Here is a 22714-nt window from a genome sequence, read left to right as displayed (position 1 = left end):
CCGTGAGCAGGCTGCACGCGGTCCGGGAGGCCGACCTCGACGCGATCGCAGCGGGGGCGGTGGTCTTGGGCTGCGGTGGGGGCGGCGATCCACGCCTGTTCGTGGAAATGCTGCGTCCACTGATGACGTCAACGTCGGTAGAAGTCATCGCGCCGGACCAGTTGCCGTCCGGGGCGATGATCATGCCGGTGGGAATCGTCGGATCGGCCCTGGCTTTGGAAGAGCAACTGCCCTCCGGGCATGAGTTTGCCGACACTGCAGCAGCTTTGACGCGGTGGACTGGTAAACGTCCGACCGCGGTGATGACTTTCGAAGGCGGTGGACTCAACGCTCTCTCCGGCATTGCGGCGGCGTTGGCGTTGGGGATTCCCGTGGTCGACGCGGACCTGCTCGGTCGAGCGATGCCTCGGCTCGATCACTTCTCTCTCGCCGCAGCCGGGTTGGAATTGTGCCCGGTCACTCTCGCCCAGCCCGGCGGCCTCATTACCGTCGTCGACGGAGTGGATGTGCTGGGCGCCGAGGTAGCAGTGCGGTCGTTGATCGGGAGAACCAGCGGTTGGGGCGCTCTGGCGATCGCGTCGATCGATGCGCGGACTGTGCAGGAGGCGTGCATTCCGGGAACTCTGTCCCGAGCATATGAACTGGGTCAGCACGTCGGGACCCTCGGCAGTTGGCGGGAGATCGCCGAAAGCTCCGGGGGGCGAGTAATGGGGACAGGCCGGGTGCGTGCGGTGCGTCGTAGTCGCCCGAACGCCGGCGATCGTCGGGGCAACGTGATTCTCGAACACGATTCTGCGGTGATACGAGTCGAATTCGAAAGTGAGTTCCTGACCGTCGCGTCGGACGGCGAGATGATTGCGACATGTCCGGACATCGTGACGTTGCTCGACGTCCGGACCGGTGCCTTCGTCTCGTGCGAATCAGTGCACCAGGGGCAGGACGTGGCCGTGTTGGTTCTGCCCGGCCCTCAGTGGTGGGCGGAAGATGTGAGCAGGTTGAAAGTTGTCGGCCCGCGGGCCTTCGGGATCGACCACGACGCAGTGCTGATGGAGGCGCAATGAGCGCGAGTGTGTCGGCGTTGCTGAACAACCCGATTTTTGTCGGGTTGTATCGACTTGCCGGCGAAGGTGATCCCGTCGTGACGACAGTGGGAGCGCTCACCGGGGAATCGGCACAGTCAGCCGAGGCCGTGTCGGGTGCGGCGGGTGCAGGATCAGTTCTGGTGATTCTCGATCGAATCGACGTCGGGGAGTGGAGATTCGACGCTCTCCTTCGACGCACGGCGGCGACCGGCTGCCGGGTGCTCGCGGTACACAGCACTGCGGCGGAGGATGCGAATCTCTCGTTGCTTGCCGATCGCCTCGGACTGGTGGTGCTCGGAGTATCCGACCCGTGGCAGTTCAGCGTGGATCTTCGTGATCTTCTCTCGAATTCGCGGGCGGTGATGGCCGACGCGGTACTGCGGGCGACACACGCGGGCCAGCGGGCCGGCGGAAGCGTCGAGAATCTTCTGTCGGTGCTGCTGAACACATTTCAGCGTTCGTTCATCCTCCTGGACGCGTCCGGACGCCCGCTGACCGGCGCCGATTTGTTGTCCGACGCTGATCGAGCAGCCGCCGGTATGTTGTCGGGCCGCGGGGCGCCCACCACTGTTGAATTGGACTCCGGCGGGGTCCTGATTGCGTGCCCGGTGATGTCCGGCGCAGCCCGAGAGCCCTGGCTGGCGGTGCTGCTCCCGGTGCGTCAAAGCGTCGAAGAGGCTTCTCTCTCAGTGGTTCTCGACGTGGCCTCGTTGGCTGCCGGGCACCGACTGGCCGTTGCACGCATGGTCGACGAGCGTGAAGCGCGCCGGCGTAGCGCGCTACTCGGTGAACTGATCGACACGTCAGCAGACGCCACACCCGGACTGCTCCGGCGCGCACTCGACGCGGGTTGGGCACTGGACGGATGGCATATCGGCATCAAAGTCCTGGCGGTCGGTGAGGTCGACCTGGTGGCCAGGCGCAGTGAGGTCGCAGACGCCCTCGCCGCCGAGGGAATCGACGCCAATGTCGTGGAACAGGCTGACGGCTGGGCAGCGTGGACCACTCTGCCGGGCGAGCCGCGACCGGAGTCGATCACCAGGATCGCCGAGAGCATCCGTGCAGCTCAGGCGAGGTTGGAACCCACGATGGAGACCTGGGTCGGTGTGGGACGCGCACACGACGGTCCGGCTGGAATCGGTGCGTCCCTGTCTGAGGCCGGGGATGCCGCTCGGCTCGCGGGTTCGAGGTCGCAGACAGGCCGCTTCCTGCACGTGGACCGCCTGGGGCTGGCGCAGTTGCTGCTGGCGTGGACGCGAACCGACACGTTTCAGCCCGCAGCCGCGGCGCTGCTCGCGCCGCTACGCGATTCGAATGGAGAGTTGCTCGAGACTCTGTCGACGTACCTCGACGAAGAATCGTCTCTGGCTCACACCGCAACCCGAATGGGCTTGCACCGCAACACCGTATCGAGTCGGATCGATAGAATTCAGCGCCTTCTCTCGGTGGATCTCGCAGATCCGGAAACGAGACTCGCGCTCCACCTTGCTTGCCGGACCATCGCGCCCTGACGGAGATCTTCGCGGCTTCGTCTTGACAAGCACGGGAGGTTCCTGCCATCCTCGTTGCCAGGTCACGAGTACCAGTGTTCAGCCCCGGCTTGCTGGTCGGCAACCCTCCTCCGCGGTGGGGTGCTCCGGGTGACGACCCGGCTGCGTTCGAAAACGAATGCGGCAAGCGCGGACTCTTCCGGGGCCATCACCCGACGAACGAGTCCTTGAACGTGAGGATTGTCTTCGATGACTGCTGTATTGAGTGCCGACACCTGCCGCACCACCGCGATTGCCAAGGTTTCGGGTGCTGACCTGCAGGTTCCACTGGTTCAGGGTGGCGAATGCTCCTACGCCAACTTCGACTACGCCGCGAGTGCGCCGGCATTGGCCCAGGTCACCGACCGTATCGCCGAGTTGCTGCCGACATACGCCAGCGTCCACCGCGGTGCCGGCTACGCGTCTCGGATCTCCACGCTCACCTACGAGAACGCTCGTGAATCCGTTGCTCGTTTCGTGAATTGTGCCGACGATCAGGTTGTCGTCTTCACCCGGAACACCACCGATTCGCTGAACCTGCTTGCGCAGTGCGTCCCCGGCAGCACCGTCGTCCTCGATGTCGAGCATCACGCAAACCTGTTGCCGTGGAACGACGCTCGTATCGTCACCGCCGCAGACACCATCGAAGAGACGATCGAGCGTCTGATCGGTGAACTGTGCACCAAGCCTGCAGCGCTGCTCGCAATCACCGGTGCCTCCAATGTGACCGGCGAGATCCTGCCGATTGCACGCTTGGCTGACATCGCTCATCGTTGCGGCGCACGTATCCTCGTCGACGCTGCTCAGCTGGCTCCCCACCGTCGCATCGACCTGCAGGAATGCGGCGTCGACTACATCGCTTTCTCCGGTCACAAGCTCTATGCGCCCTTCGGCGCGGGTGTTCTGGTCGGACGCCGTGACTGGCTCGACGAGGCTCAGCCGTACCTCGCCGGCGGCGGCGCCGTGCGTGAGGTGACGATCGAGTCCACGGAGTGGGCCTGCGCGCCTGCCCGCCACGAGGCAGGTTCCCCCAACGTTCTCGGTGCGGCAGCCATCGCGACCGCATGCGAAACCCTGCACGCGCTGGACTTCGACGTCATCGCCGAGCACGAGAAGGCACTCACGGCCCAGCTCACCGACGGATTGTCCGCCATCGAGGGCGTCTCGCTCGTGCGACTGTGGAATGACGCACCGGACGCCGTCGGAATCGTCACCTTCACCGTCGACGGATTCGAAGCGGGCGAAATCGCCGCATTCCTCTCCGCCGAGCACGGCATCGGAGTTCGCGACGGTCGCTTCTGCGCACACCCGGTTCTCGCACGCCTCGGCCTCTCCGGCGGTGCAGTTCGCGCCAGCCTCGGCCTCGGTAGTAGTTCGGACGACGTGACGCGGTTGGTAGACGCCGTGAACATCCTGGTTTCGAATCAGCGTGATTGGAACTACGCCAAGACTGCCGGTGCGTGGAACCCCGTGCCCGAGACCCGCCCCTTCCTCGGAGCCGCAGACGACAACGCCGGCGCAGCCGAGTGCGTCTGAGCTGAGCTCGGTCCCCGAAAACTCGAACGGACAACTAGCATGGCAGCCATGGCACCAGCGGATTTCCCCGCCACCCCTTCGAGAGTGAGCATCACTCTCGGTCAGTGGTGCCGTCGCCATGTCGATCTGTGCCGCACCTCGTCAGGAATGTGTTCGAGCTGACGATTCGTCTCGCTCATCCCATACTTTTCTGATTTTCGGAGGTCTCACATGTCTTCACGCGCTTCGCATTCTCTGCACGTAGCGGTCGAGTTGACCGGATCCGGTCACCATCCGGCAGCTGAGGGCGCACCCGGCAACCTGCCCATCATCGGCGGCGACTACTGGGTGGACCTCACCGAGGGCGAAAAGCCTCTCGATTTAGCTTCATTCCCTACCAATGTGGTTCGGATTCGCGCTGCGGACCTGCGTGAGGCACAGCTCGAACGTGCACGGATACGCGCTGCTGTCGCCGAAGAAGGACGCGATCCCGACAGCGTCGCAGTACTGGTCGATCTCGAGATTCTGATCGCGCCGGAAGCTCGCTCCGCCCGTAAAGAGCTTGCACAGTTGGACAGCGCGTTGACGGCGCCGCGGGTTCCCGTTTCGCTTCACTACGTCGGAACGCCTTCCGGTCTCGGCAGTTTGATCGCCGATATCCGAGCTGCCGAGGTCGCCGACGGCGTTACGTTGCTGCCTCTCGCATTGCCTCGCACGCTCGAGCATCTGGTGGACAGCACCATTCCGTGGCTTCAGGATCGCGGACTTGTCACACCGTCCACCGCAGTCGACGAGGTTCTCGGGCGTTTCGGACTGCCACCCCGTCAGCGCACGCTCGCGTCCTGATCGTCACCGATTGCATCTGAGTACAGGTGGAACAGCGACGGTAAGTCGTCGGCACCGTCCACCTGTGCCAGAAGCGTCCAGCATTGCGCAGTGATCGACCGAGCCCTCGTGCCGATCCAGTTGGTGGGCAGTAGTTCCGGTGGCAACAGCGGATCCGGTTCCATGGCTCGCGTGAATTCCGCTGCGAGTTCGATGGTCATCGTGACAGCATCGGTACCCGGACTGTTCTGCAGTTTGTGCAGGCGTGCGGTCGCTACGTCGAGTAGCCGTTCGTATCCGTCAGCGATCTGGTCCAGTGGCCACAACTGCGCGGCAATCTTCACAGGGTCTTCGAGCATGCCCACTTTCAGATCTCGAGTGGTAAGAGAAGACAGGTGCTGTTCGACGTCGAGTTCGGCGGCCGCATCGCGAATATACGGTTCCCAGGCGTGCGGCGAGACGTACAGACCGCCCTGGACGAGCGCGCCGCCGAGGTAAACGACCCTGGTACGCAGCGCATCTCGCGCTTTCCGTGACGACTCCGGAATTGCGAATCCGGCCAGGTGCCAATACCCGTCCCACGGCGTCACAGTGTCGCGGTCTTGTTGATAGGCCAGCCGAACGAATTCGACGTCGGGTTCCATCTCGCGCAGGGCTTTCGGCGTTGCTCGTAGCGTGGCCTGCCGCCCGCGACCTTCCTGAGTGAACTTCCCCTCGGTGACCAACCGCTTGATGCACAGCCGAACCTGTTGATCAGTTTTGCCGAGGGCGTCGGCGGTGGCATAAAGGGTGCGTCCGTCGACAGTTCCGTCCGTGCGCAGTAGTCCCTCGATCAAGATCCTCGTGGGTACATCGACGTCCCTGTCGGTCATCGCCATGTCCTTTCCTCGCTTCTCGACATCTTCGCCCACAACTGTACTATCGAATGCAATACGATCGTTTCAAATTCGTACGTTAGGGCGGGAAGATGGCAGCGGAATCGATGAGCGAGGGCAAGAGTAAGCCTCGTTTACGCAGGTGGATGGTTACTTCCCCGGCGGTGGTCGTTGTTCTGATCGCGACTCTGGTGGGCTGGACGCTGTACCAGAACACCTATGACATCCGTGAGGAAAAAGTGACGATCACCGGGGGATCGGTGCCGCTCCAGGGAGTCCTTGCACTGCCCGAACACGGTGACGGTCCCTTCGGGCTCGTGGTTTTAGTCCACGGAGACGGCCCGGTCGATGCAACACATGAGACGTTCTATCGACCGGTGTGGGAGGCGTTCGCAAAGGCGGGGTACGCGTCACTCTCCTGGGACAAGCCGGGGGTGAATGGGGCACCGGGCAATTGGCTCGATCAGAGCATGGACGATCGCGCGGCAGAAACGGAAGCGGCAATCGAGTGGGCGCGGGGACGTTCGGATATCGATCCGTCTCGTATCGGTCTGTGGGGTGCAAGCCAGGCAGGGTGGGTGATGCCCAAGGTGGTGAACCTCGACCCGGACGTAGCGTTCGTCATTGCCGTGGGTCCCGCGATCAACTGGCTCCAACAAGGCGAATTCAATACCCTTGCAGAACTTTCCGAGAGAAATGCGTCGGCCGACGAGTTCGAGAAAGCGCGGGTCGATCGTGCGAAGAACTTGGATCAGTTGGCCCGTGATGCATCGTTCGACGATCTCGTGGCCTCCGGCGAGGCCGACGGTCTCACCGAAGACCGGTGGAACTTCATCCGAAAGAACTACCTCTCGGATGCGCGAGCCGATCTCGAAACCGTGAAGGTTCCGGTGCTCTTGATCATCGGCGGACAAGACGTCAACGTCGACGTGGCTGATACCGAAAGGGTGTACCGCGAATTACTCGACTCGCCAGGGCAACTGGTGGTCAAGAAGTACCCCGACGCCACTCACTCGATTGTGGAGAAGGACCTCGAAGACTCGGAATTGATGTCGGCTCTGGTGGCCGTTCTTGCTCCCCGTTCGATCTTCGCTCCCGGCTATCTAGCGGATCAGACTGCATTTTTGGAGGGAATTCATGGCTGACGGAATCACGGTTGTCGCACTGGGTGGTGCCGGTGCCATGGGCTCGGCAGCAGTTCGTCTTGCTGCAACATTGCCGGGAATCGGCAAGGTAGTAGTCGCGGATCGCGATATCGATGCTGCGAAGCGTCTTTCAGTTGAACTGGCGCAGGCGTCAGCGGAAGTCGAGGCGCGCAGCATCGACGTCACGGACGGTCGCACGCTACGTGAATTGCTTGACGGCGCAGACGTGGTCGTCAATACGGTCGGACCGTTCTTCCGTTTCGGCGTCGGCATTCTCCAGGCAGCGATCGAGACCGGGACTCACTATCTCGACATCTGCGACGACTGGGAGCCGGCCGTCGACATGCTGGAATTGGACTGTGCCGCGAGGGGGGCCGGAATCTGTGCGGTAGTCGGCATGGGCGCAAGTCCCGGGATGAGTAACCTCCTGGCCGCGATGGCAGTCTCGCGATTGGACGTGGTCGACGATCTGTATACAGCCTGGCCGGTTGATGTCGAGGGCGAGGACGAGTCGGTGGACACATTGACTGCAGCGGCCGTTCACTGGATGCAGCAGATCAGCGGCACGGTTCCAGTGGTTCGTGCGGGGCGAATCGTCAACGAAGAACCGTTGCGTTCCATCGCACTCGAACTGCCCGGCGGACGTCGGGGGAACGCTTACGTGGTCGGGCATCCGGAGCCGGTGATGTTTCATCGGACCATCAATCCTGCAGGGCATTCGGCAAATCTGATGGTGATCACACCGGAAACCGTGGCGTTCCTCGACGTTCTCCGCTCCGATATCGACAAGGGGAGAATCGATCTCGACTCGGCTGCTGAAGAATTGGGCAAGCCCTCGCTCCGGCGGATGATCCGTGCTGCGCCTCGAATGCTCACGCGTGCCGGTCATGGATCCTTGCCGTTGTTTTTCGCCTCGGCGACCGGGGTGCGCGAAGGTCGAGAGATGCGCGTCGTGGCACGGATCGCTGACGATTCACCGGTATCGGAGTTACTGTCGGACATGGCCGGTGCAACCGGAATCCCCTTGGCGCTCGGCCTTGCTCAGGTGGTGTCCCGGCTGGCCGACGGAACGATTCGGGATCGGGTCGGTGTGCACTCAGCCGAGAGTGTCATCGACCCGGACGTTCTGTTCACTGCACTGGCGCGGTTGTTCGGTCGAACCGACTGGCGTGACATCGTTACCGTCGAATCCGAGTTTCGCTAGTCAGTTCGCGGCGTGCGATCCGATGCGACTGCGGATTTCGGTCTCGACGCGATCTGCGTCCTTGGGGCTGAATGAAGGCGCTCCGCGGCCGGCGAGGGTGAGTACCACCGCGGTCTCCTTCCACGGGCGTGAAAGATCCAGGCTGTACCACGAGCTGAAATCTGTTGTTCCCCAAATTCGTAAGCGTCCACTCAGCCATGACATGACTCCGAGGTCGACGGATTCGATCTGTGAGTACGGAACGAACTTGCTGACAAACGGGAAGTAATAGTGGCGGATCGTGACGCCCTGATCGTCGATTCGGACGGTCCTGTCCTCGTAGATCGTTGATGTCCCTGTACTCACAGTGAAAACCCGGTCCCTGCTGTTCGACGCTCTCGGCGGATGCCGAAAACCAACCATACAGTCTCTACTGGGAGCGGGTGGCCCGCCCGAGTCTCAGGCGCTGGTAGTCCTCGCGACGACGAGATCGCTCACCGCGATCTGAGCGTTGCCGATTGCCGCCTGAACCGGTTCGCAACTACTCGATGCTCTGGCGAGCGCAAGAACTGCGGTGAGTAAGGCGGCGTCGGGCTCTCCTTCGAACGGTCCGCTCTGGACGTCGAACTTTCCAGCTCGCAACTGCTTTCGGGCATTGATTCCAAGTTGTGAAATGACCTCGTCCATCGCGGTCAGGCACTGGGCGAGTGCGCCGATCGACCAGTAGAGATCGGCAGCGACGACAGGCGTCTCCGATGCCACGGTGCCGGCGCGGCGCAATCGGTGATGAGTGTCTCGGAGTATCTCGGGCAGTCTGTGGTCTGCGCAATGTTTCATCCCGCCGCCTCCGTAAGGTGTAAAGTTGGGTTATTCAATTACGGTAAGGCAGGACGGTAAGGGATGCAAGTAGTTTTAGACGATTACGTCGTCGGTGCGTCGTTCGCGACCGACCTGGTCAACACCTCGCCCCGCGTGTGGGTGGAGGCAGGCGACGCGTTGCGTGATCCTCAGGCGCTTCACGATCTACTGGATGAACATGGACTCTCGCCGGATGCGCTCCGCAACGGGCGTCGGCTTACCGGCGGTGAACTTGCCGACGTGCAGGCACTCAGAGAGGCGATTCGTTCGATTCTCGATGCTCCGACTTCTGATGAGCTCGTTGATCGCACTGATCAACTCCTGCAGACTGTCCCGCATCACGTTCGACTCGTGCCTGATGCCCAGTTCGACTATCGATGGAATGCGTTACCGGACAGAAGAATCGATCTCACGGGCGAACTAACATTATTGATCGGCTACTCGTTGCTGGGGACTCTGCGCACATTGGGGTACGAACGATTCCGCCCATGCGCGTCGCCGACGTGCAACGGGGTGTTTGTCGATACAAGCCGGGGAGGGCGACGCCGCTACTGCATGCCGGCGTTGTGCGGCAACCGAATCAACGTCGCGAATCACCGTCAACGGCAGCGTCGTACTTAGTCGTCAACGATGGCGTCGTACTTAGCGTCTGCGATTGCCCGGTCGATAGTGACAATCGAACAGAGTACGGCCGACTGTATGGGGAACTTCAACGAGATACAGACCACGTCAGTCCCGCACGATTGTCGCCATGGCAACTCCTAGTAGATGGCGGCTCGTATGAAAGCCCGTTCTGTCTCCGCGACAGCAGTTATCAGCGTTGGCGTATTCACTCTGGCCGGGTGTGGCGGCGCATCCAGTCCCGAAGGTTCGGTCGGTGAGTATGCAAAGGACGGCAGTTTCACGACTGTCATCAACGCCGATCCCGGAAATCTGCACCCTCTGATCACAAACCTTACGTCGACTCAGATCGTGAACGCGTACTCGTACGATTCGTTGATCGACATCGATGCGCAAACCCGCACGGTGCGTCCGTATCTGGCGGAGAGTTGGCGTGAAGAAGGAAACACGCTGAAGTTCGTGCTCAAGAAGGGCGTCACTTGTGCCGACGGCACTTCCTTCACCGCGCAGACCGCAGCCGATGACATCAACTGGGTCATGGACCCTGAAAACGCTTCACCGCTACGAGGATCCACCGTGCCGTCGTCGACGGTCGCGTCCGCGAACGGTGACGAACTGACGGTCACTACAGCCGAACCGGCACCCTTCTTGCTCTCCCGAATAGGCTCGATGCGGCTTCCGTGCGCTGCGACGCTCGAAGACCCGGCCAGTATCCGTTCGAGTAGTAACGGAACGGGTCTGTTCAAGGTCACCGAAGTTGTTCCCAACGATCACATCACGATGGAACGCCGCGACGGTTACACCTGGAGTCCGAACGGTGAGACCACTTCCGACACTCTCGGGGTGCCGAAGACAGTGACGATCAAGATTGTCACCGATCCGAGTACGACGGCGAATCTTGTTCTCACCGGTGGAGTGAATGCCGCGGCGGTGACCGGTTCGGACGAGGAACGAGTCTTGGCAGCGGGTCTGGATTCGAAGACCTACACCACGTTGTCCGGCGAGTTCATCTTCAATCATTTCGCGGCCCTACCCACGGCAGACCGTGCTGTACGGCAGGCCCTCGTGCAGGCAGTAGACCTGGACGACTACACCGAGATCACCACCGGCGGTAAAGGAACCCGTGCACGCGCCCTCGCGGTTTCGGAACCCCTTGCCTGCGACTACAACAGTGTCGAAGGGACGATCCCCGATTTCGACGTCGATGCAGCAAAGAAAACGCTGTCCGACGCAGGTTGGAAGGCGGGTCCCGACGGCCTCCTGACGAAGGACGGTCGACCGCTTGCCCTCAACGTAATTTTCAACAACTCACGCGATACAAACTCTGCCGCCGCGGAATACGTAGCAACACAGTGGGAAGGACTGGGCGCGAAGGTGAAACTGACCGGCGGCGACTACAGTTTCGTCATTGCCAACACATTCAGCACCACCGACCTGTCGTCGTGGGACGTTTCCATCGGTTTGACGCTGGGGAGTGATACGCCGAGCATCTTTGCGAAGTACTTCACCGGCCCGCCCAAACCTGAAGGAGTGAACTTCGCTTCCCTCGACAACAAGAAGTACATCGAATTGTCCACTGAGGCTTCGCTTCTTCCCGGTGACGAGTCCTGCAAGGCCTGGGAGGAAAGTGAGCGCGCGTTGTTCAACGACATCGACCTGCTGCCGGTATCCACGACTCCCGCTCACATGTTCTTCAACGGCGCAACGTCGATCTACCCGCCGTCGAGCGGAATCCTTCCGGGCTCGGCGATCCGTGTCCTGAAGTAGGACCCTCGGCAAACGCTCACTTTCGGGTATTGATCATCCGAAGTGCAAACCGAAATACCACTGCAGCACCGGCACCTGCAGCCAGGCCGGCGACGACATCGGCAAGAAGAACACCGACGCCTATGCCCAGGACGGCAGCAGCGGCGACGGCAAGGGCGACGTCAGCACGAGGAGCGGCGATCGCGGCATCCTTTCCCCGAGTATCGAACGAGCACCCATCTCAACGGAGCATGTCACGAAACGGTCGTCTGCAGGTGTATCAACCGCAAAATGTGTGAAACGCGTCGGCCCCGGCGGAGTTGGACTCCGCCGGGGCCGTGCTGTGTGTGTTGCGCACTTGCTCAGTGCGTCGGGACGGATTCCTTCGACGTGGTCGGGGACGTATCGGTGTGCTGGCTACCAATCTCCTTGCGGGAGTTCGAGCCGTTGAACCGAGGGAGGAAACCGGCCAGGACGAGTGCGATGACGGCGGATCCGGCAGCGAGGGCCATGACGACGCGGAAAGCGTTCTCCGACGGCAGCGTTGCCCCACCGACGGACATGGTCATCTGGGCGATGACGACACCCGCGATGGCGCTGGCGAATGATGTACCGAGGGAGCGCATCAGAGTGTTGAAGCTGTTGGCCGCTCCGGTCTCGGACGGAGGAACAGCCCCCATGATGAGAGCGGGCATTGCGCCGTAAGCCATACCGGTACCGGCGCCGATGATTACTGCGATCACGATCAGTTCCCAAATCGAGTGCATGGCGAAAATGCCGATGCCGTAACCGATTGCGACCACAATGGCGCCGAGCATGAGCGTCACTTTGGGGCCGTGCGAATTGGTGATGCGTGAGGACAGCGGAGAGATCAGCATCATGATGATGCCGGAGGGAGCCATGACCAGACCTGCGGTGAGCATCGAACCGCCGAGGCCGTAACCAGTGATTTCAGGCAACTGGACTACCTGGGGAAAGACCATGCTGGCGGCGAACATCGCGAATCCGAACACGATGGATGCGAGGTTGGTGAAGAGCACCTGGCGGCGGATGGATACGCGTAGATCCACCAGCGGCTTGGGGGTGCGTAGTTCCCACCATGCCCAGAATCCGAATATCAGGATCGCGGCGCCGAACAGGGAAAGCGTGAGCGTGCTCGTCCAACCCCAGTCGCCACCCTTGGAAATTGCGAGTAGAAGAGCGATGAGGGCGGCTGAGAGTGAGATTGCTCCGCCGAAATCGAACGTGCCTCCTGTGCGAACCGCCGATTCGGGGACCAGGACGACAACAAGAACGGCCGCAAGCGCGCCGAGCACGGCTGACGCCCAGAACAGGACGTGCCAGTCGGCGTACTCGGCGATCAAAGCCGCGATCGGAAGCCCCAGAGCGCCACCGACTCCCAGCGAAGCGCTCATCATCGCAACAGCGCCGGCGAGCTTCTTGGGTGGAAGCACGTCGCGCATCACACTGATACCCAGCGGAATGACACCGGCAGCAAGGCCTTGCAGGATTCGGCCGGCAACGAGGGGGATAACGCTTGAACTGAGGGCTCCGACCACGGAACCGGTTACCAACAGCGCCATGCTGATCAGGAGCAGACGGCGTTTGCCGAACATGTCGCCCAAGCGGCCCATGGTCGGGACGGCGACGGCGGCGGCGAGCAACGTGGCGGTCACAGCCCACGCGGTATCGGACGCCGGCGCGTTCAGGTACTCGGGCAGATGCGGGATGATCGGGATGACCAGCGTCTGCATGAGCGAGACGACGATGCCGGAAAACGCCAGAACAGCCACCACTGCGGTGGTGGCTGGCGACTTCGTTGTCTGTGGCGGCGTTGTCGGTGGTGGAGAAGTGGTTGACGACATTGCGGTAACTCCATCGGAGGAAGAACGAATAATGGTTTAAGTCAGTTGATTGAACTAAAGTTAAATCAAGTGACTGACTTAACGGAAGGGTGCGCCTCCGATCGTGACGAATATCTCCGGTGCCGAGCAGCTTCGGATGGTCGAGGATGATGGTGTCCATGACTACGAGGACTGAGGACGCGTCGGCCGACGTCGGCGGCGCCGCAAATTCCGCGCGCTCTGCTGCAACCCGAGACCGCATTCTCGCCGTCGCCGAGCAGCTGTTCGCCGAGCACGGAGTCTTCGCGGTTTCGAACCGCCAGGTGAGTGAAGCGGCAGGTCAGGGCAACAATGCAGCCGTCGGATACCACTTCGGGACCAAGACCGATCTGGTCCGCGCGATCGTGAACAAGCATTCCCAGCAGGTCGAGAAGAAGCGTGGCGAACTGCTGTGTGAGATCGAAGGGTCCACAAACGTTCGTGACTGGATTTCGTGTCTGGTTCGGGCGTCGACCGATCACTACGCCGAAATGGGTGGCCCGACTTGGTACGCGCGGTTCAGTGCACAGATTCTCACCGACCCGGTCCTGCGGAAAATCGTCTACGACGAGGTATTGGCCTCGCCCACCCTGCAGGAGACGCTTCGGGGACTCTCTGACTGTCTGGCCGACATGCCGATGAGTGTTCGACGCGCCCGCGCGGACATCGGACGCAATGCGATCGTGCACATGTTCGCCGAACGTGAGCGCACGCTTGCCGAAGAGGGGCCGGAAGCGGTCACGTCATGGGAGGACTTCACGACCGACCTCGTCGACGCGCTGGTCGGACTTTGGACGGCTCCGATCAGCCGCTGACCGGCCGTTTGTCCGCGCTAGCCGCCCGCCCCGGGGCAACCCTGCGCAATGGATCTCGCGTCGGCGGAAGATCCAGGAGCAAGCCCACTCCGGCAAGAATGATGACAAGACCGCCAACGAGCGCGAAGGTAACAGGCTCGTTCAACCACAGCACTCCGATGGCTGATGCCGAAATCGGAACGAGAAGAGTGACGGCCGATGCCGCGACTGGACCCGCCTGACGAATTATCCAGAAGTAGACCAGGTAGCCACCGGCGGTAGCCCCCAGCCCCAGGGCTGCCACGGCGATGAGTGGACCGACGGTTATGGGCCCCGGTGGGGGAGCGACGGCGGACACGGGCATCAATAGGGCAACCGCGGCAAGTTGTTGTCCGAGGGCTAGTGTCATCGGTGGAGTGTCCTGGAACGACTTTCGTGCGTAGACACCTCCGACTGCGTACAGCAGCGCCGCGGTCAAAGATGCGCCAATGGCCAGCATTGCGTGACTGTCGATCGCTGACGGAATTCCACCGACGAGCACCGAGACGCCGACGATGCCGATCGCGACCCCCGAGACTTTTCGCCAGGTGATCTTTTGTCGAAGCCAGAAAGCGGCGACGAATACGGTGAACATCGGCGTCGTGGCATTCAGGATCGACGCCGTCGACGAGTTGAGGCCGACGATCGCAGTTGCGACAAGCGTCAGGGGCCCAGCGACGTTGAGGGCTGCCAGCAGTAGGAATGCAGGAAACCGGTGACCGACCGCGCGCCAGGTCGATCTGCTGGAAGCCGTTATCAGTGCGAGAACCAACGCTGCAACAATGAAGCGGCCGTGCGTCGTGCCGACGGCGCCGAGTGTTGGTGCTGCCACCGCAACGAGGGGGAACGAGCTTCCCCAGAGCGCGCCGACCAACAGCAAAGCTCCAACCACGGCGAATCGGCTGCTGCCGATTGCTTTCCAGTTCTTCATTGCGCCTCTTCGTCGACGACCTCGCGGACATGGATGGCCGATGCCAGACCTACCCTATACCCCCAGTAGGTATAATTCTTCTTGTGTCATGATGCTGTAGGTGATCCGAGACTGGGGACGCATTATTCGTTCTCCTGCAATGGTTTATGTGTCGAGGTGCTGTACGCGCAGACCTTCAAGTTATCTCCAATATACCTATAGGGGGTATATTGGTGGTTGTGTCGGGCTCGCTTTCCGGGCCACATCCGTCCAGCAAAAGAACAGGAATCCCAATGAGTAGTTGTGGCTGTGGAAATACCCCGAAGGCCGACGCCAATGGCGCTGTAGGCACTGTCGGTACGGCGATGCCGACCGGTGGGAAAGACCTACTCAACTCTGGCAGTAGTGAACTCGTCGAATGTCGGGTCATGCCCGGCAGTGTGATCGAAAAGGCGCGTGCCGAAGCGGAAGGCCTGTTCCGTGACTACGAAGGTAATCGGTACTGGTTTTGCTGCAAGGGTTGTGGTCCTCGATTCGACGCAAATCCGCGGAAGTACGCTGACGTGAGCTGAGCGAAAAGTGGTGGTGCAGGCGATGGCTGCACCACCACTTTCGTTGAGGCCCAATCGGGGTTCGGGCAGACCGTCGACATCAGACGGTGCGAGCGCACGCGCACTGGGTGGCCGCCAAGGTGCATTCGCCTCGCGTGGTTTCGTACGTCGCTTGTACGGGCAATTCAGCAACTGTCTCCCGAGGCCAAAGTGCAAATCCTGCAACGGCTCCCACTGCGGCAAGCGCTGCAAGGATGCTCCAGGTGACCGCAAATCCCGCGCTCGAACCCACCCATCCGGCGATCGGATAGGTGACAAGCCAGGCGAGGTGTGACAGGGAGAACTGGGCTGCGAACACCTCCGGTATACCTGCGGGGTCGACGGAGCGCCGAAGTACTTTTCCGGTCGGCGTGACGATCATGGCCATCCCGGCGCCGACGAGTGCCCACACTGCGGCAGTGAGCATCCACGTGAATACACCGGCCACGGCGAGGGCTGCTGCCGCGCTGGCACTGACGACCAAGACAACGGAACCCGCTGTCATCACAGTGCGTTCAGCGGTTCTGTCGAGAACGCGTGGAAGAAGCAGCGCGGTCACCAACGTGCCGGTGCCTGACGCGGCAAGCATCCACGCCACGTCGGATTGGGTTCCACCGAGCTCGTCGCGGACGTAGTTGACGGTGTTGACCACGACGATCGAACCGGCTGCTGCCACCACGAGATTGAGTGCCATGATGCCGCGCAGTCGCGGTGTGGTCACGAAGATTCGCACCCCCGACGCGATCCGATCCCACGCCTTGCGGTGAGTACTCCGGCGAGCGTTGGGGATTCGGGTGGCCAGCACGAGCAGTGCCGAGACCGCAAAGCCCACGGAGGTGGCGACGAACAACAGGTTGAATGTCATGAAGGACAGTGCGACTGCGGCAAGAACAGGGCTGAGCAGGCTTTCCATCGTGTAAGCGACCTGCGATGCCGACAGTGCGCGGGTGAAATCGGCCTCGTCGGTCACGATGTCAGGGATGACCGCTTGGAACGTGGGAGTGAACGCTGCCGACGCAGCTTGGAGAACGCCTACCAGCACGTAGATGTGCCAGATCTCGCTGACGAAGGGCAATGCGATCACGACCGCTGCACGAAGGGCGTCGAGGGCAACGAGGAAAGCCCGTCTCGGCAACCGGTCGACGTACGCCGCCGCGAGTGGAGCGATCACGACGTACAGGGACATCTTGATCGTCAGCGCGGTGGCCAGCACAGCTCCGGCGCTCGGCCCAGCGAGTTCGTAGGCGAGTAGACCCAGCGCAACCGTCGCCAATCCGGTGCCGAACAGCGCGATGATCTGGGCGCTGAAGAGCAGGCGATAGTCGCGAATCAAGAACAGACGCATGCTGTTCCGTTCCGGTGCGGTCCTAGCGGTCCGGTTCATCTGGTTTCACTCCCGCGACAAGATTGAAAGCTCCGGTCAGGACATTGAGGGCGACGATTCCGACGACGTCGGCGATCTCGCGATCACCGTAGCCGTGCGCTCGAAGGCCCGCGATGTGTTCGTCTGAAATCGAGGCAGGCTCCCGATAGACGCGAAGTCCGAGGTCGATCATTGCCGCGATGGCAGGATCGGCGGACGTGCCCGCGCGGGCACGCTCGATCTCGTCCGCCTCGACGCCGTTGGCGTGCGCGGCGGCAACGTGGGCTTCGAGGCAAACAGCGCAACCTTGCTGGACCTGCACGGCGATCGAGATTCGCTCGGTGATCTTGCGGCTCAGTTTCGCTCGCTTCATTGCCCGGCTGAGTTGCAGATAGCCACCCAGTACGGCGGGCGAATGAGCCATCGCCGCGACCATGTCACCGACCTGTCCATGACGGTTGACGAGTTCGGCGAGAAGGTCTTTAGATGCACCGACAGCGGTGGTGGGCGTGAGAGATGCAAGGCGCGACATAACGAGTCCTAAGTGGTTCCGCCGGTGGTGGGTTCGGCTGGTGACAGCCGGCCGAACCCACCACCGGAGTTGGTCAAGAATTGACGGTGGATTGAACGGTTCGAGGATCGTCGACCTTGGTCGACCGCATCACGACCGCGGTGATTGCTGCGCCCACCACTGCGATGGCGGCTGCTCCCAGGAACACGGCGGAGAAACCGTTCGTCAACTCCGTCAGGTCACCGAGTTGATCAGCGCCGAACACTGCTGCGATCGCGGTCATCACCGCGAGGCCGACAGCCGAGCCGACCTGGTAGCTGACGTTGACGATGCCGGAAGCCAATCCGCCCTCTTCCGGGCGTGCAGCCGAAATCGCCGTACCGAGTGAGGGAATGAACGCCAGCGTCATACCTGCCGCAGCCACGAGCGACGCCGGCAGTACGTCGACCCAGAAGTTGCCGGTGGGCCGGATCAACGACATCCAACCCAAACCGATTCCCAGTACCAGCAATCCGGTCACGATCATCGCTTTTGCACCGAAGCGTGCCATGGCCCGTGGTGCCACGACGACCATGCCGAGCATGACGAAGATCGTCATCGGCAGCAGCGCCGCACCGGCCGGGAAGGCGCTGTATCCGAGCACTTGCTGCAGGTACAGGTTCAGGAAGAACCACATCGGTATCCAGGCAGCGCCGAGGACGAGCTGAGCGATGTTCGCGGCACCGAGGTTGGGCGCCTTGAAGATTCCCAGACGCACCAGAGGTTCCCGACGCTTGGACTGGATCAACACGAATGCACCCAACAGCGCGGCCGAAACGGCGAGCGCCAGCCACGTCTGCCCGGATCCCCATCCGACATCAGGTGCTCTGACGATGCCGAAGACTCCGACAGCAAGACCTGCGGTGACAGCGAGTGCGCCGAGGAAGTCGATCGACCCGGTACGTGCCGGTGCGTTCGGCATCAGGAGGGGAGTAGCGATCAGCGCGATGACGGCGATGGGAATGTTGAGGTAAAACACCCAAGGCCAGCTGGTGTATTCGGTGATGACGCCGCCGAGGAACACTCCGGCCGTACCGCCTGCCGGGGCGGCAGCGCCGTAGATGGACAGCGCCTTGGTCATCTCTTTCTGCGTGCTGCCGAACAGCATCATCAGCAAGGTGAGCGCCGATGGTGCGATGAGTGCGGCACCGGCACCCTGAACGGCGCGGCCCGCAAGTTCGACGGCAACGTTACCGGCGGCACCGGCGACAACGGAACCGATCAGCAGGATCAGCCAACCAGCGGAGAACACTCTGCGGGCGCCGAACAGGTCGGACAGGCGGCCGCCGAGGAGGAGTAGCCCGCCGAATGCGATGACGTACGCATTGAAGACCCAGGTCAGGCCTTCCTGGGAAAAGCCGAGATCGCTCTGCATCTGGGGGAGAGCGACACCGATGATCGAGGTGTCCATGATGACCATGAACTGAGCGGCGGCGATCAACGCCAACGCCCACCACTTACGGGTGGATTTCGGTTGTGTGGACATTCTGAGTTCCTTACCTCTACGGGGTATAGGTGATGCTCGTGTGGTCAGGGGGTGTCGAAAGCGAGCCTGGGCGACATCGGCGCAGCGCTTCGTTGAGGTGCGCGGGGAAATGCTGTTCTTGGAACTCATTCGGCCGGCGCTCTGCGTAGATGCGCATCGGATCTCCTTCGAGTGAATTCATGGTGTTCGAGTAGTTCGTTGCATACCCTAGGGGGGTATGGTACAAATTGCAACAGGTTCGAATTCAAGGAGTGTTGAACCCGACGCAGACGGCAACGAAAGTGCTGCCGACCCAAACTTTGGAGGGCAAGATGTTCAGCGGCAACGGCTACACACTGGAATTGGCAACGTCGGAGGCGGCCGTCGGCAGCCATGTCCCCTTGCAGTTCCGGATCCTGGATTCGGTTGGAACTCCGTTGACCAGGTACACCGACACCCACGACAAGCAGTTGCATCTGATCGTGGTCGGTCTGGACCTGACCGGATTCCAGCACGTGCATCCCGAATTGGACGAGAACGGAAACTGGCGTGTGTCAGTCGATTTCGATCACGCGGGAGACTACCGAGTCTTCGCTGACTTCACCCCGGACGGGGGTGACGGAATGACGCTGAGTGCGGATGTACGCGTCGCCGGGTCCTATGATCCTCGGCCGTTGCCCGCCGCTGCTGCCGTCACGACGGTCGACGGCTATACCGTCTCTCTCGAAGGCGCGGCCCATGCCGGCCAGACATCGAAGCTCACGCTCTCGGTCAGTCGTGACGGAATCCCGGTCACAGACTTGCAGCCCTACCTTGCCGCGTACGGGCATCTGGTCGCGTTGCGTGCCTCCGACCTCGCCTATCTCCATGTGCATCCGGATGGTCATCCGGGTGACGGTGTCACGCCGGCTGGACCGGCAATCACCTTCTACGCCAACATGCCGAGCGCTGAGGACTACCGGTTGTTCCTGGACTTCAAACATGGCGAAGTGGTGCGTACGGCGGAATTCACTCTGACGGCCGACAATGCGACCACGCCTGGGGTCGAACACTCGAGCCACTCGCACCACGGGCACTGAGACCGAATGAGTTTCGCAGCAACGGGAAAACGGGCATGGGCGATCACCATGCACCCATCTGTTCGTGCAGTAGCGAAATGCGTGGCGATGTGCGCAGTGATTGCTCTGCAAGACAACGGAAGTCGAAGAGTATCCGCTCATCGCCCCGGTAACGAGAATTGTTGCGAGGTCACGCGTTGACGAACAGGAGGACATCGAATGTCGGAAGCGACAGCAGTGGGCAACGCTCCAAGCAGTGCCCCGGGCAATGATACGACCGGCGATGTGTGCTGCACGGGTGATTCCCACGGCTACATCACCGCCAAGGACGACTACCTAGGGCGCCTGCGTCGCATCGAGGGTCAAGCCCGCGGCCTGCAGCGCATGGTCGACGAGGACAAGTACTGCATCGACATTCTCACGCAGGTTTCGGCGATGACCAAGGCTCTCCACGCGGTGGCCATGGGGCTGCTCGAGGACCACATCAGCCACTGCGTCGTCAAAGCTGCCGTTGACGGTGGTCCCGAGGCGGAGGCAAAGGTGAAGGAAGCGACCGACGCGATTGCGAGGCTCGTTCGCTCGTAGAACTGTGCTCGACGAACATTGATACCGTGGTCGTCATGTTCAGCATCGAGATCCGTCGTACATTCGCTGTGAGGCAAGGGTTTCCGGCGGCTTCCGGCACCCGTGCGGGACGCAAAGAATTTGCCGCCGCTGATGCCTGCCGAGGGATTTCGTGTGACGATGCGAGTCGGGTTCTCGTTCGAGGACGACCAACTCGGCGAACGTGGATGGTTTGTCGACACGGACGCTCTCGACGAGTCCGTCGATCGGTGCGCCGAGCGATTGGCGAGCGGTGTCTGGCCGGAGATTTTCGATTTCCGTCCGTCATTCGAGAACGTTGCGAAGTGGTCTTTCACGGAACTTGCGTCCACGATTCCTCAGCTGACCTACGTCGAGCTGGACAACGAGACGATAGGTGTGGCAACGAGATACGTCAGATCGCACTGATCTGACATATCTCGTTACCACAGGGGTTTCGATCGATCGGACTACTGGTAGAGACGCAGTGCAGACCCGATGAAGGACTTACCGAATGCGAGCCCGGCCTTGTTGAAGTAGAAGCTCATGTTCGTATTCGCGAACGGCACCGCGGACACCGTCTTGGTGATCTGCGACTCGGCGTCTGCCCACTCTGCGCACGCTGCGTCGCCGGTCAACGCGGAAGCCTTGGCCACCGCTGCTTCGTAGGCGGGGTTGTTGATCGAAGAGAAATTCTTACCGGCTGCCGGAGCAGGTCCGGTGAAGAACGGGGTGAACCCGCTGGGAATCGAATTGTTGATCTGGATCCATGCGATGTCCCACTGATTGTTGTCTTTACCGCTGAGCATGACGTCGACAACTTTGGTCTGGTCGGCTCCCGTTACCTCGACGTTTGCGCCGAGATCCGACCATGCAGATTGAGCGAGTTCGGCTGCTGCGCTGCGAGCCTCTTCGCCTCCTGCGTAGAAGAGGCGGAGTGTCAACGGGTTTCCGTCTTTGCTTCGTTTTCCGTCCGACCCGGCGGTCCAGCCGGCCGCGTCCAAGGTTGCCTTCGCTGCGCTGACGTCGTAGTCCGGAATGTTGCCGGTGACGGAGTCGTACACGCAGGCGCGGGGCTCTACACCGACGAGACTTGTTGCGCGGGTGCCCTGGCCGGCAGTGATAACTTCTGCCAGATCGTCGAGATTGACTCCCTGGATGAGTGCTTTGCGAACGGCGGGATCGCTGGTGGGATTGTTCGCGATCTGGTTGAAGTACATCTGACCGGACGGCATCGGGCGATTGATCGAGGCGAAATTGGCGGCTTCGATCCGGTCCTTGTCCGGACCGGCGATCGGAGATGCGTTGAGTTCGCCGGAGAGAAGCTGGTTTGCGGCGGTGCTGACATTGGGTGCCATGACAGCGATGACGGTCTTGGGGACACCTGGTGTGTCGGAGGTGGTGTCGTCGGGGCCCCAGTTGTAGCCGTCACGACGCTCGAACGTGTAGTGGTCGTTGGCGGCGACTTCGGTGACTTCGAACATCCCGGAACCGAGAGACTTCTTGTTCGAGGCGGTCGGGTCCGCGAGTCCGGCGTCGCACATGATCGGGAGGCGACTGACCGTGAGGAGGAGGAAGGGGCTCGGCGCCGGAGTGGTGACCGTGATGGTGCGGGTCGCGGGATCGGCAGTGGCCGAAGCGCCTACGGGGACCGTGGTGCCGCGTTGTTGTGAACCGTTGGCCGGATCAGCCACGAAGTTGATGTTGTTCGCGACGGTCTGCGCGTTCAGCGTCGACCCGTCGGTACAGGTCACTCCCTCGCGGATGGTGAAGGATGCGGAGGTCGGCGTCTCTTCCCATTTCTCTGCCAACCACGGTTTGAATTCACTGGTGTCCGGATCCTGGTAGACCAGGGAGTCGTAGGCCAGCCTCGAGATGTCAGCGGTTGCCGCGGAGCCGGACATGATCGGGTTGAGTGCACCCGGATCGGCTTGCAACGCATAACGGAAGGTTCCGTCTGTCAGAGGTTCACCGCCGTCGGAGCCCGAGGACGTGTCTCCCGAGCTGCAAGCCGACAACACGAGTGCGAGCCCCGCGGCCGTTGCAAGTGCCGGATAAGAGCGGTGTTTCATTGTGCCTCCGTGAAGGAGCCAGGGCCCGA

General features: G+C 61.6%; 22 protein-coding genes and 1 riboswitch. Of the genes, 13 read left to right on the top strand and 9 right to left on the bottom strand.

What is annotated here, in order from left to right:
- Positions 1–2: 2 nt before the first annotated feature.
- The 4 genes from RE4_RS26245 (at position 3) to RE4_RS26230 (ending at position 4972) form a co-directional block, all read left to right on the top strand.
- Entirely contained in the window at positions 3–1061 is a 1059-nt protein-coding gene (locus tag RE4_RS26245; RefSeq protein ID WP_020906014.1) for a DUF917 domain-containing protein, read from the top strand.
- Positions 1058–2593 carry a PucR family transcriptional regulator gene (locus RE4_RS26240; protein ID WP_020906015.1) on the top strand — a complete coding sequence of 512 codons (1536 nt, stop codon included), beginning with the start codon at positions 1058–1060 and terminating at the stop codon, positions 2591–2593. The genes RE4_RS26245 and RE4_RS26240 overlap by 4 nt, the downstream gene beginning before the upstream one ends.
- 60 nt (positions 2594–2653) lie before the next feature.
- Positions 2654–2768, top strand: a riboswitch (SAM riboswitch).
- 53 nt (positions 2769–2821) lie between these two features.
- Complete coding sequence (locus RE4_RS26235) at positions 2822–4147, top strand: aminotransferase class V-fold PLP-dependent enzyme (protein WP_019746685.1); 1326 nt, start codon at positions 2822–2824, stop codon at positions 4145–4147.
- Positions 4148–4357: 210 nt separating this feature from the next.
- Positions 4358–4972, top strand: coding sequence for an LLM class oxidoreductase (locus RE4_RS26230; RefSeq protein WP_060939646.1), 615 nt, complete (start codon positions 4358–4360; stop codon positions 4970–4972).
- Here RE4_RS26230 and RE4_RS26225 read toward each other — a convergent pair.
- A complete protein-coding gene (locus tag RE4_RS26225; protein ID WP_060939660.1) occupies positions 4951–5829 on the bottom strand; it encodes a DNA-binding transcriptional regulator in 879 nt (292 codons plus the stop codon). The two genes, RE4_RS26230 and RE4_RS26225, sit on opposite strands and share 22 nt — an antisense overlap.
- 143 nt (positions 5830–5972) lie before the next feature.
- Between RE4_RS26225 and RE4_RS26220 the strand changes: the two genes are divergently transcribed.
- The gene (locus tag RE4_RS26220; protein ID WP_060939659.1) at positions 5973–6971 is read left to right on the top strand and encodes an alpha/beta hydrolase family protein; all 999 of its coding nucleotides are present in this window, start codon (positions 5973–5975) and stop codon (positions 6969–6971) included.
- Positions 6964–8175 carry a saccharopine dehydrogenase family protein gene (locus RE4_RS26215; protein WP_060939645.1) on the top strand — a complete coding sequence of 404 codons (1212 nt, stop codon included), beginning with the start codon at positions 6964–6966 and terminating at the stop codon, positions 8173–8175. The genes RE4_RS26220 and RE4_RS26215 overlap by 8 nt, the downstream gene beginning before the upstream one ends.
- On the opposite strand, the gene RE4_RS26210 is transcribed toward RE4_RS26215, so the two are convergent.
- Together RE4_RS26210 and RE4_RS26205 are read right to left on the bottom strand one after the other, a co-directional pair.
- Positions 8176–8520, bottom strand: coding sequence for a PH domain-containing protein (locus RE4_RS26210; RefSeq protein ID WP_019746690.1), 345 nt, complete (start codon positions 8518–8520; stop codon positions 8176–8178).
- 93 nt (positions 8521–8613) lie between these two features.
- On the bottom strand, positions 8614–8991 hold the full coding sequence (locus RE4_RS26205; RefSeq protein WP_020906022.1) for a hypothetical protein: 378 nt from the start codon (positions 8989–8991) through the stop codon (positions 8614–8616).
- Positions 8992–9054: 63 nt separating this feature from the next.
- Between RE4_RS26205 and RE4_RS26200 the strand changes: the two genes are divergently transcribed.
- Both RE4_RS26200 and RE4_RS26195 read left to right on the top strand, forming a co-directional pair.
- Complete coding sequence (locus RE4_RS26200; protein ID WP_060939644.1) at positions 9055–9633, top strand: CGNR zinc finger domain-containing protein; 579 nt, start codon at positions 9055–9057, stop codon at positions 9631–9633.
- A gap of 159 nt (positions 9634–9792) precedes the next feature.
- On the top strand, positions 9793–11400 hold the full coding sequence (locus RE4_RS26195; RefSeq protein ID WP_060939643.1) for an ABC transporter substrate-binding protein: 1608 nt from the start codon (positions 9793–9795) through the stop codon (positions 11398–11400).
- Positions 11401–11741: 341 nt separating this feature from the next.
- Here the strand turns inward: RE4_RS26195 and RE4_RS26190 are convergent, their stop codons facing one another.
- Complete coding sequence (locus RE4_RS26190; RefSeq protein ID WP_019746694.1) at positions 11742–13244, bottom strand: MFS transporter; 1503 nt, start codon at positions 13242–13244, stop codon at positions 11742–11744.
- Positions 13245–13402: 158 nt separating this feature from the next.
- Here RE4_RS26190 and RE4_RS26185 point away from each other — a divergent pair, with 158 nt between their 5' ends.
- A complete protein-coding gene (locus RE4_RS26185) occupies positions 13403–14077 on the top strand; it encodes a TetR/AcrR family transcriptional regulator (RefSeq protein ID WP_029254375.1) in 675 nt (224 codons plus the stop codon).
- On the opposite strand, the gene RE4_RS26180 is transcribed toward RE4_RS26185, so the two are convergent.
- On the bottom strand, positions 14067–15026 hold the full coding sequence (locus RE4_RS26180) for a DMT family transporter (protein ID WP_060939642.1): 960 nt from the start codon (positions 15024–15026) through the stop codon (positions 14067–14069). The genes RE4_RS26185 and RE4_RS26180 overlap by 11 nt on opposite strands.
- Before the next feature lie 146 nt (positions 15027–15172).
- Between RE4_RS26180 and RE4_RS31805 the strand changes: the two genes are divergently transcribed.
- Positions 15173–15577 (top strand): YHS domain-containing protein, encoded by a 405-nt coding sequence (locus RE4_RS31805; protein ID WP_306305301.1) that lies wholly within the window; start codon positions 15173–15175, stop codon positions 15575–15577.
- A 79-nt stretch (positions 15578–15656) separates the two neighbouring features.
- Here the strand turns inward: RE4_RS31805 and RE4_RS26170 are convergent, their stop codons facing one another.
- From RE4_RS26170 to RE4_RS26160, 3 genes are all read right to left on the bottom strand, one after another.
- On the bottom strand, positions 15657–16979 hold the full coding sequence (locus RE4_RS26170; protein ID WP_201799167.1) for an MFS transporter: 1323 nt from the start codon (positions 16977–16979) through the stop codon (positions 15657–15659).
- Entirely contained in the window at positions 16963–17490 is a 528-nt protein-coding gene (locus RE4_RS26165) for a carboxymuconolactone decarboxylase family protein (RefSeq protein WP_019746699.1), read from the bottom strand. The genes RE4_RS26170 and RE4_RS26165 overlap by 17 nt, the downstream gene beginning before the upstream one ends.
- Before the next feature lie 73 nt (positions 17491–17563).
- Positions 17564–18994: an MFS transporter gene (locus tag RE4_RS26160; RefSeq protein WP_020968303.1), complete on the bottom strand. Its 1431-nt coding sequence runs from the start codon at positions 18992–18994 to the stop codon at positions 17564–17566.
- Between the two features lie 251 nt (positions 18995–19245).
- Between RE4_RS26160 and RE4_RS26155 the strand changes: the two genes are divergently transcribed.
- The 3 genes from RE4_RS26155 (at position 19246) to RE4_RS26145 (ending at position 21042) form a co-directional block, all read left to right on the top strand.
- On the top strand, positions 19246–20052 hold the full coding sequence (locus RE4_RS26155; protein ID WP_060939640.1) for a DUF8832 domain-containing protein: 807 nt from the start codon (positions 19246–19248) through the stop codon (positions 20050–20052).
- A 198-nt stretch (positions 20053–20250) separates the two neighbouring features.
- A complete protein-coding gene (locus RE4_RS26150) occupies positions 20251–20616 on the top strand; it encodes a metal-sensitive transcriptional regulator (RefSeq protein WP_031332788.1) in 366 nt (121 codons plus the stop codon).
- A gap of 159 nt (positions 20617–20775) precedes the next feature.
- A complete protein-coding gene (locus RE4_RS26145) occupies positions 20776–21042 on the top strand; it encodes a 6-carboxytetrahydropterin synthase (RefSeq protein WP_223257977.1) in 267 nt (88 codons plus the stop codon).
- A 41-nt stretch (positions 21043–21083) separates the two neighbouring features.
- Here the strand turns inward: RE4_RS26145 and RE4_RS26140 are convergent, their stop codons facing one another.
- Entirely contained in the window at positions 21084–22685 is a 1602-nt protein-coding gene (locus RE4_RS26140) for an ABC transporter substrate-binding protein (protein ID WP_060939639.1), read from the bottom strand.
- Positions 22686–22714 lie beyond the last annotated feature (29 nt).

This window comes from Rhodococcus erythropolis NBRC 15567 (genome assembly GCF_001552595.1).
Lineage (GTDB): Bacteria > Actinomycetota > Actinomycetes > Mycobacteriales > Mycobacteriaceae > Rhodococcus_F > Rhodococcus_F erythropolis.
This window is presented reverse-complemented; position numbering and strand designations above follow the sequence as displayed.

What these genes read in the sequence shown, in the direction of transcription:
- RE4_RS26220 (WP_060939659.1), top strand. Translation starts at nt 5,973, where the DNA reads ATGGTTACTTCCCCGGCGGTGGTCGTTGTTCTGATCGCGACTCTGGTG.
- RE4_RS26140 (WP_060939639.1), bottom strand. Translation starts at nt 22,685, where the DNA reads ATGAAACACCGCTCTTATCCGGCACTTGCAACGGCCGCGGGGCTCGCA.
- RE4_RS26165 (WP_019746699.1), bottom strand. Translation starts at nt 17,490, where the DNA reads ATGTCGCGCCTTGCATCTCTCACGCCCACCACCGCTGTCGGTGCATCT.
- RE4_RS31805 (WP_306305301.1), top strand. Translation starts at nt 15,173, where the DNA reads ATGTGTCGAGGTGCTGTACGCGCAGACCTTCAAGTTATCTCCAATATA.
- RE4_RS26215 (WP_060939645.1), top strand. Translation starts at nt 6,964, where the DNA reads ATGGCTGACGGAATCACGGTTGTCGCACTGGGTGGTGCCGGTGCCATG.
- RE4_RS26180 (WP_060939642.1), bottom strand. Translation starts at nt 15,026, where the DNA reads ATGAAGAACTGGAAAGCAATCGGCAGCAGCCGATTCGCCGTGGTTGGA.
- RE4_RS26200 (WP_060939644.1), top strand. Translation starts at nt 9,055, where the DNA reads ATGCAAGTAGTTTTAGACGATTACGTCGTCGGTGCGTCGTTCGCGACC.
- RE4_RS26160 (WP_020968303.1), bottom strand. Translation starts at nt 18,994, where the DNA reads ATGTCCACACAACCGAAATCCACCCGTAAGTGGTGGGCGTTGGCGTTG.
- RE4_RS26145 (WP_223257977.1), top strand. Translation starts at nt 20,776, where the DNA reads ATGCGAGTCGGGTTCTCGTTCGAGGACGACCAACTCGGCGAACGTGGA.
- RE4_RS26150 (WP_031332788.1), top strand. Translation starts at nt 20,251, where the DNA reads ATGTCGGAAGCGACAGCAGTGGGCAACGCTCCAAGCAGTGCCCCGGGC.
- RE4_RS26230 (WP_060939646.1), top strand. Translation starts at nt 4,358, where the DNA reads ATGTCTTCACGCGCTTCGCATTCTCTGCACGTAGCGGTCGAGTTGACC.
- RE4_RS26190 (WP_019746694.1), bottom strand. Translation starts at nt 13,244, where the DNA reads ATGTCGTCAACCACTTCTCCACCACCGACAACGCCGCCACAGACAACG.
- RE4_RS26205 (WP_020906022.1), bottom strand. Translation starts at nt 8,991, where the DNA reads ATGAAACATTGCGCAGACCACAGACTGCCCGAGATACTCCGAGACACT.
- RE4_RS26240 (WP_020906015.1), top strand. Translation starts at nt 1,058, where the DNA reads ATGAGCGCGAGTGTGTCGGCGTTGCTGAACAACCCGATTTTTGTCGGG.
- RE4_RS26185 (WP_029254375.1), top strand. Translation starts at nt 13,403, where the DNA reads ATGACTACGAGGACTGAGGACGCGTCGGCCGACGTCGGCGGCGCCGCA.
- RE4_RS26170 (WP_201799167.1), bottom strand. Translation starts at nt 16,979, where the DNA reads ATGAACCGGACCGCTAGGACCGCACCGGAACGGAACAGCATGCGTCTG.
- RE4_RS26235 (WP_019746685.1), top strand. Translation starts at nt 2,822, where the DNA reads ATGACTGCTGTATTGAGTGCCGACACCTGCCGCACCACCGCGATTGCC.
- RE4_RS26225 (WP_060939660.1), bottom strand. Translation starts at nt 5,829, where the DNA reads ATGGCGATGACCGACAGGGACGTCGATGTACCCACGAGGATCTTGATC.
- RE4_RS26195 (WP_060939643.1), top strand. Translation starts at nt 9,793, where the DNA reads ATGAAAGCCCGTTCTGTCTCCGCGACAGCAGTTATCAGCGTTGGCGTA.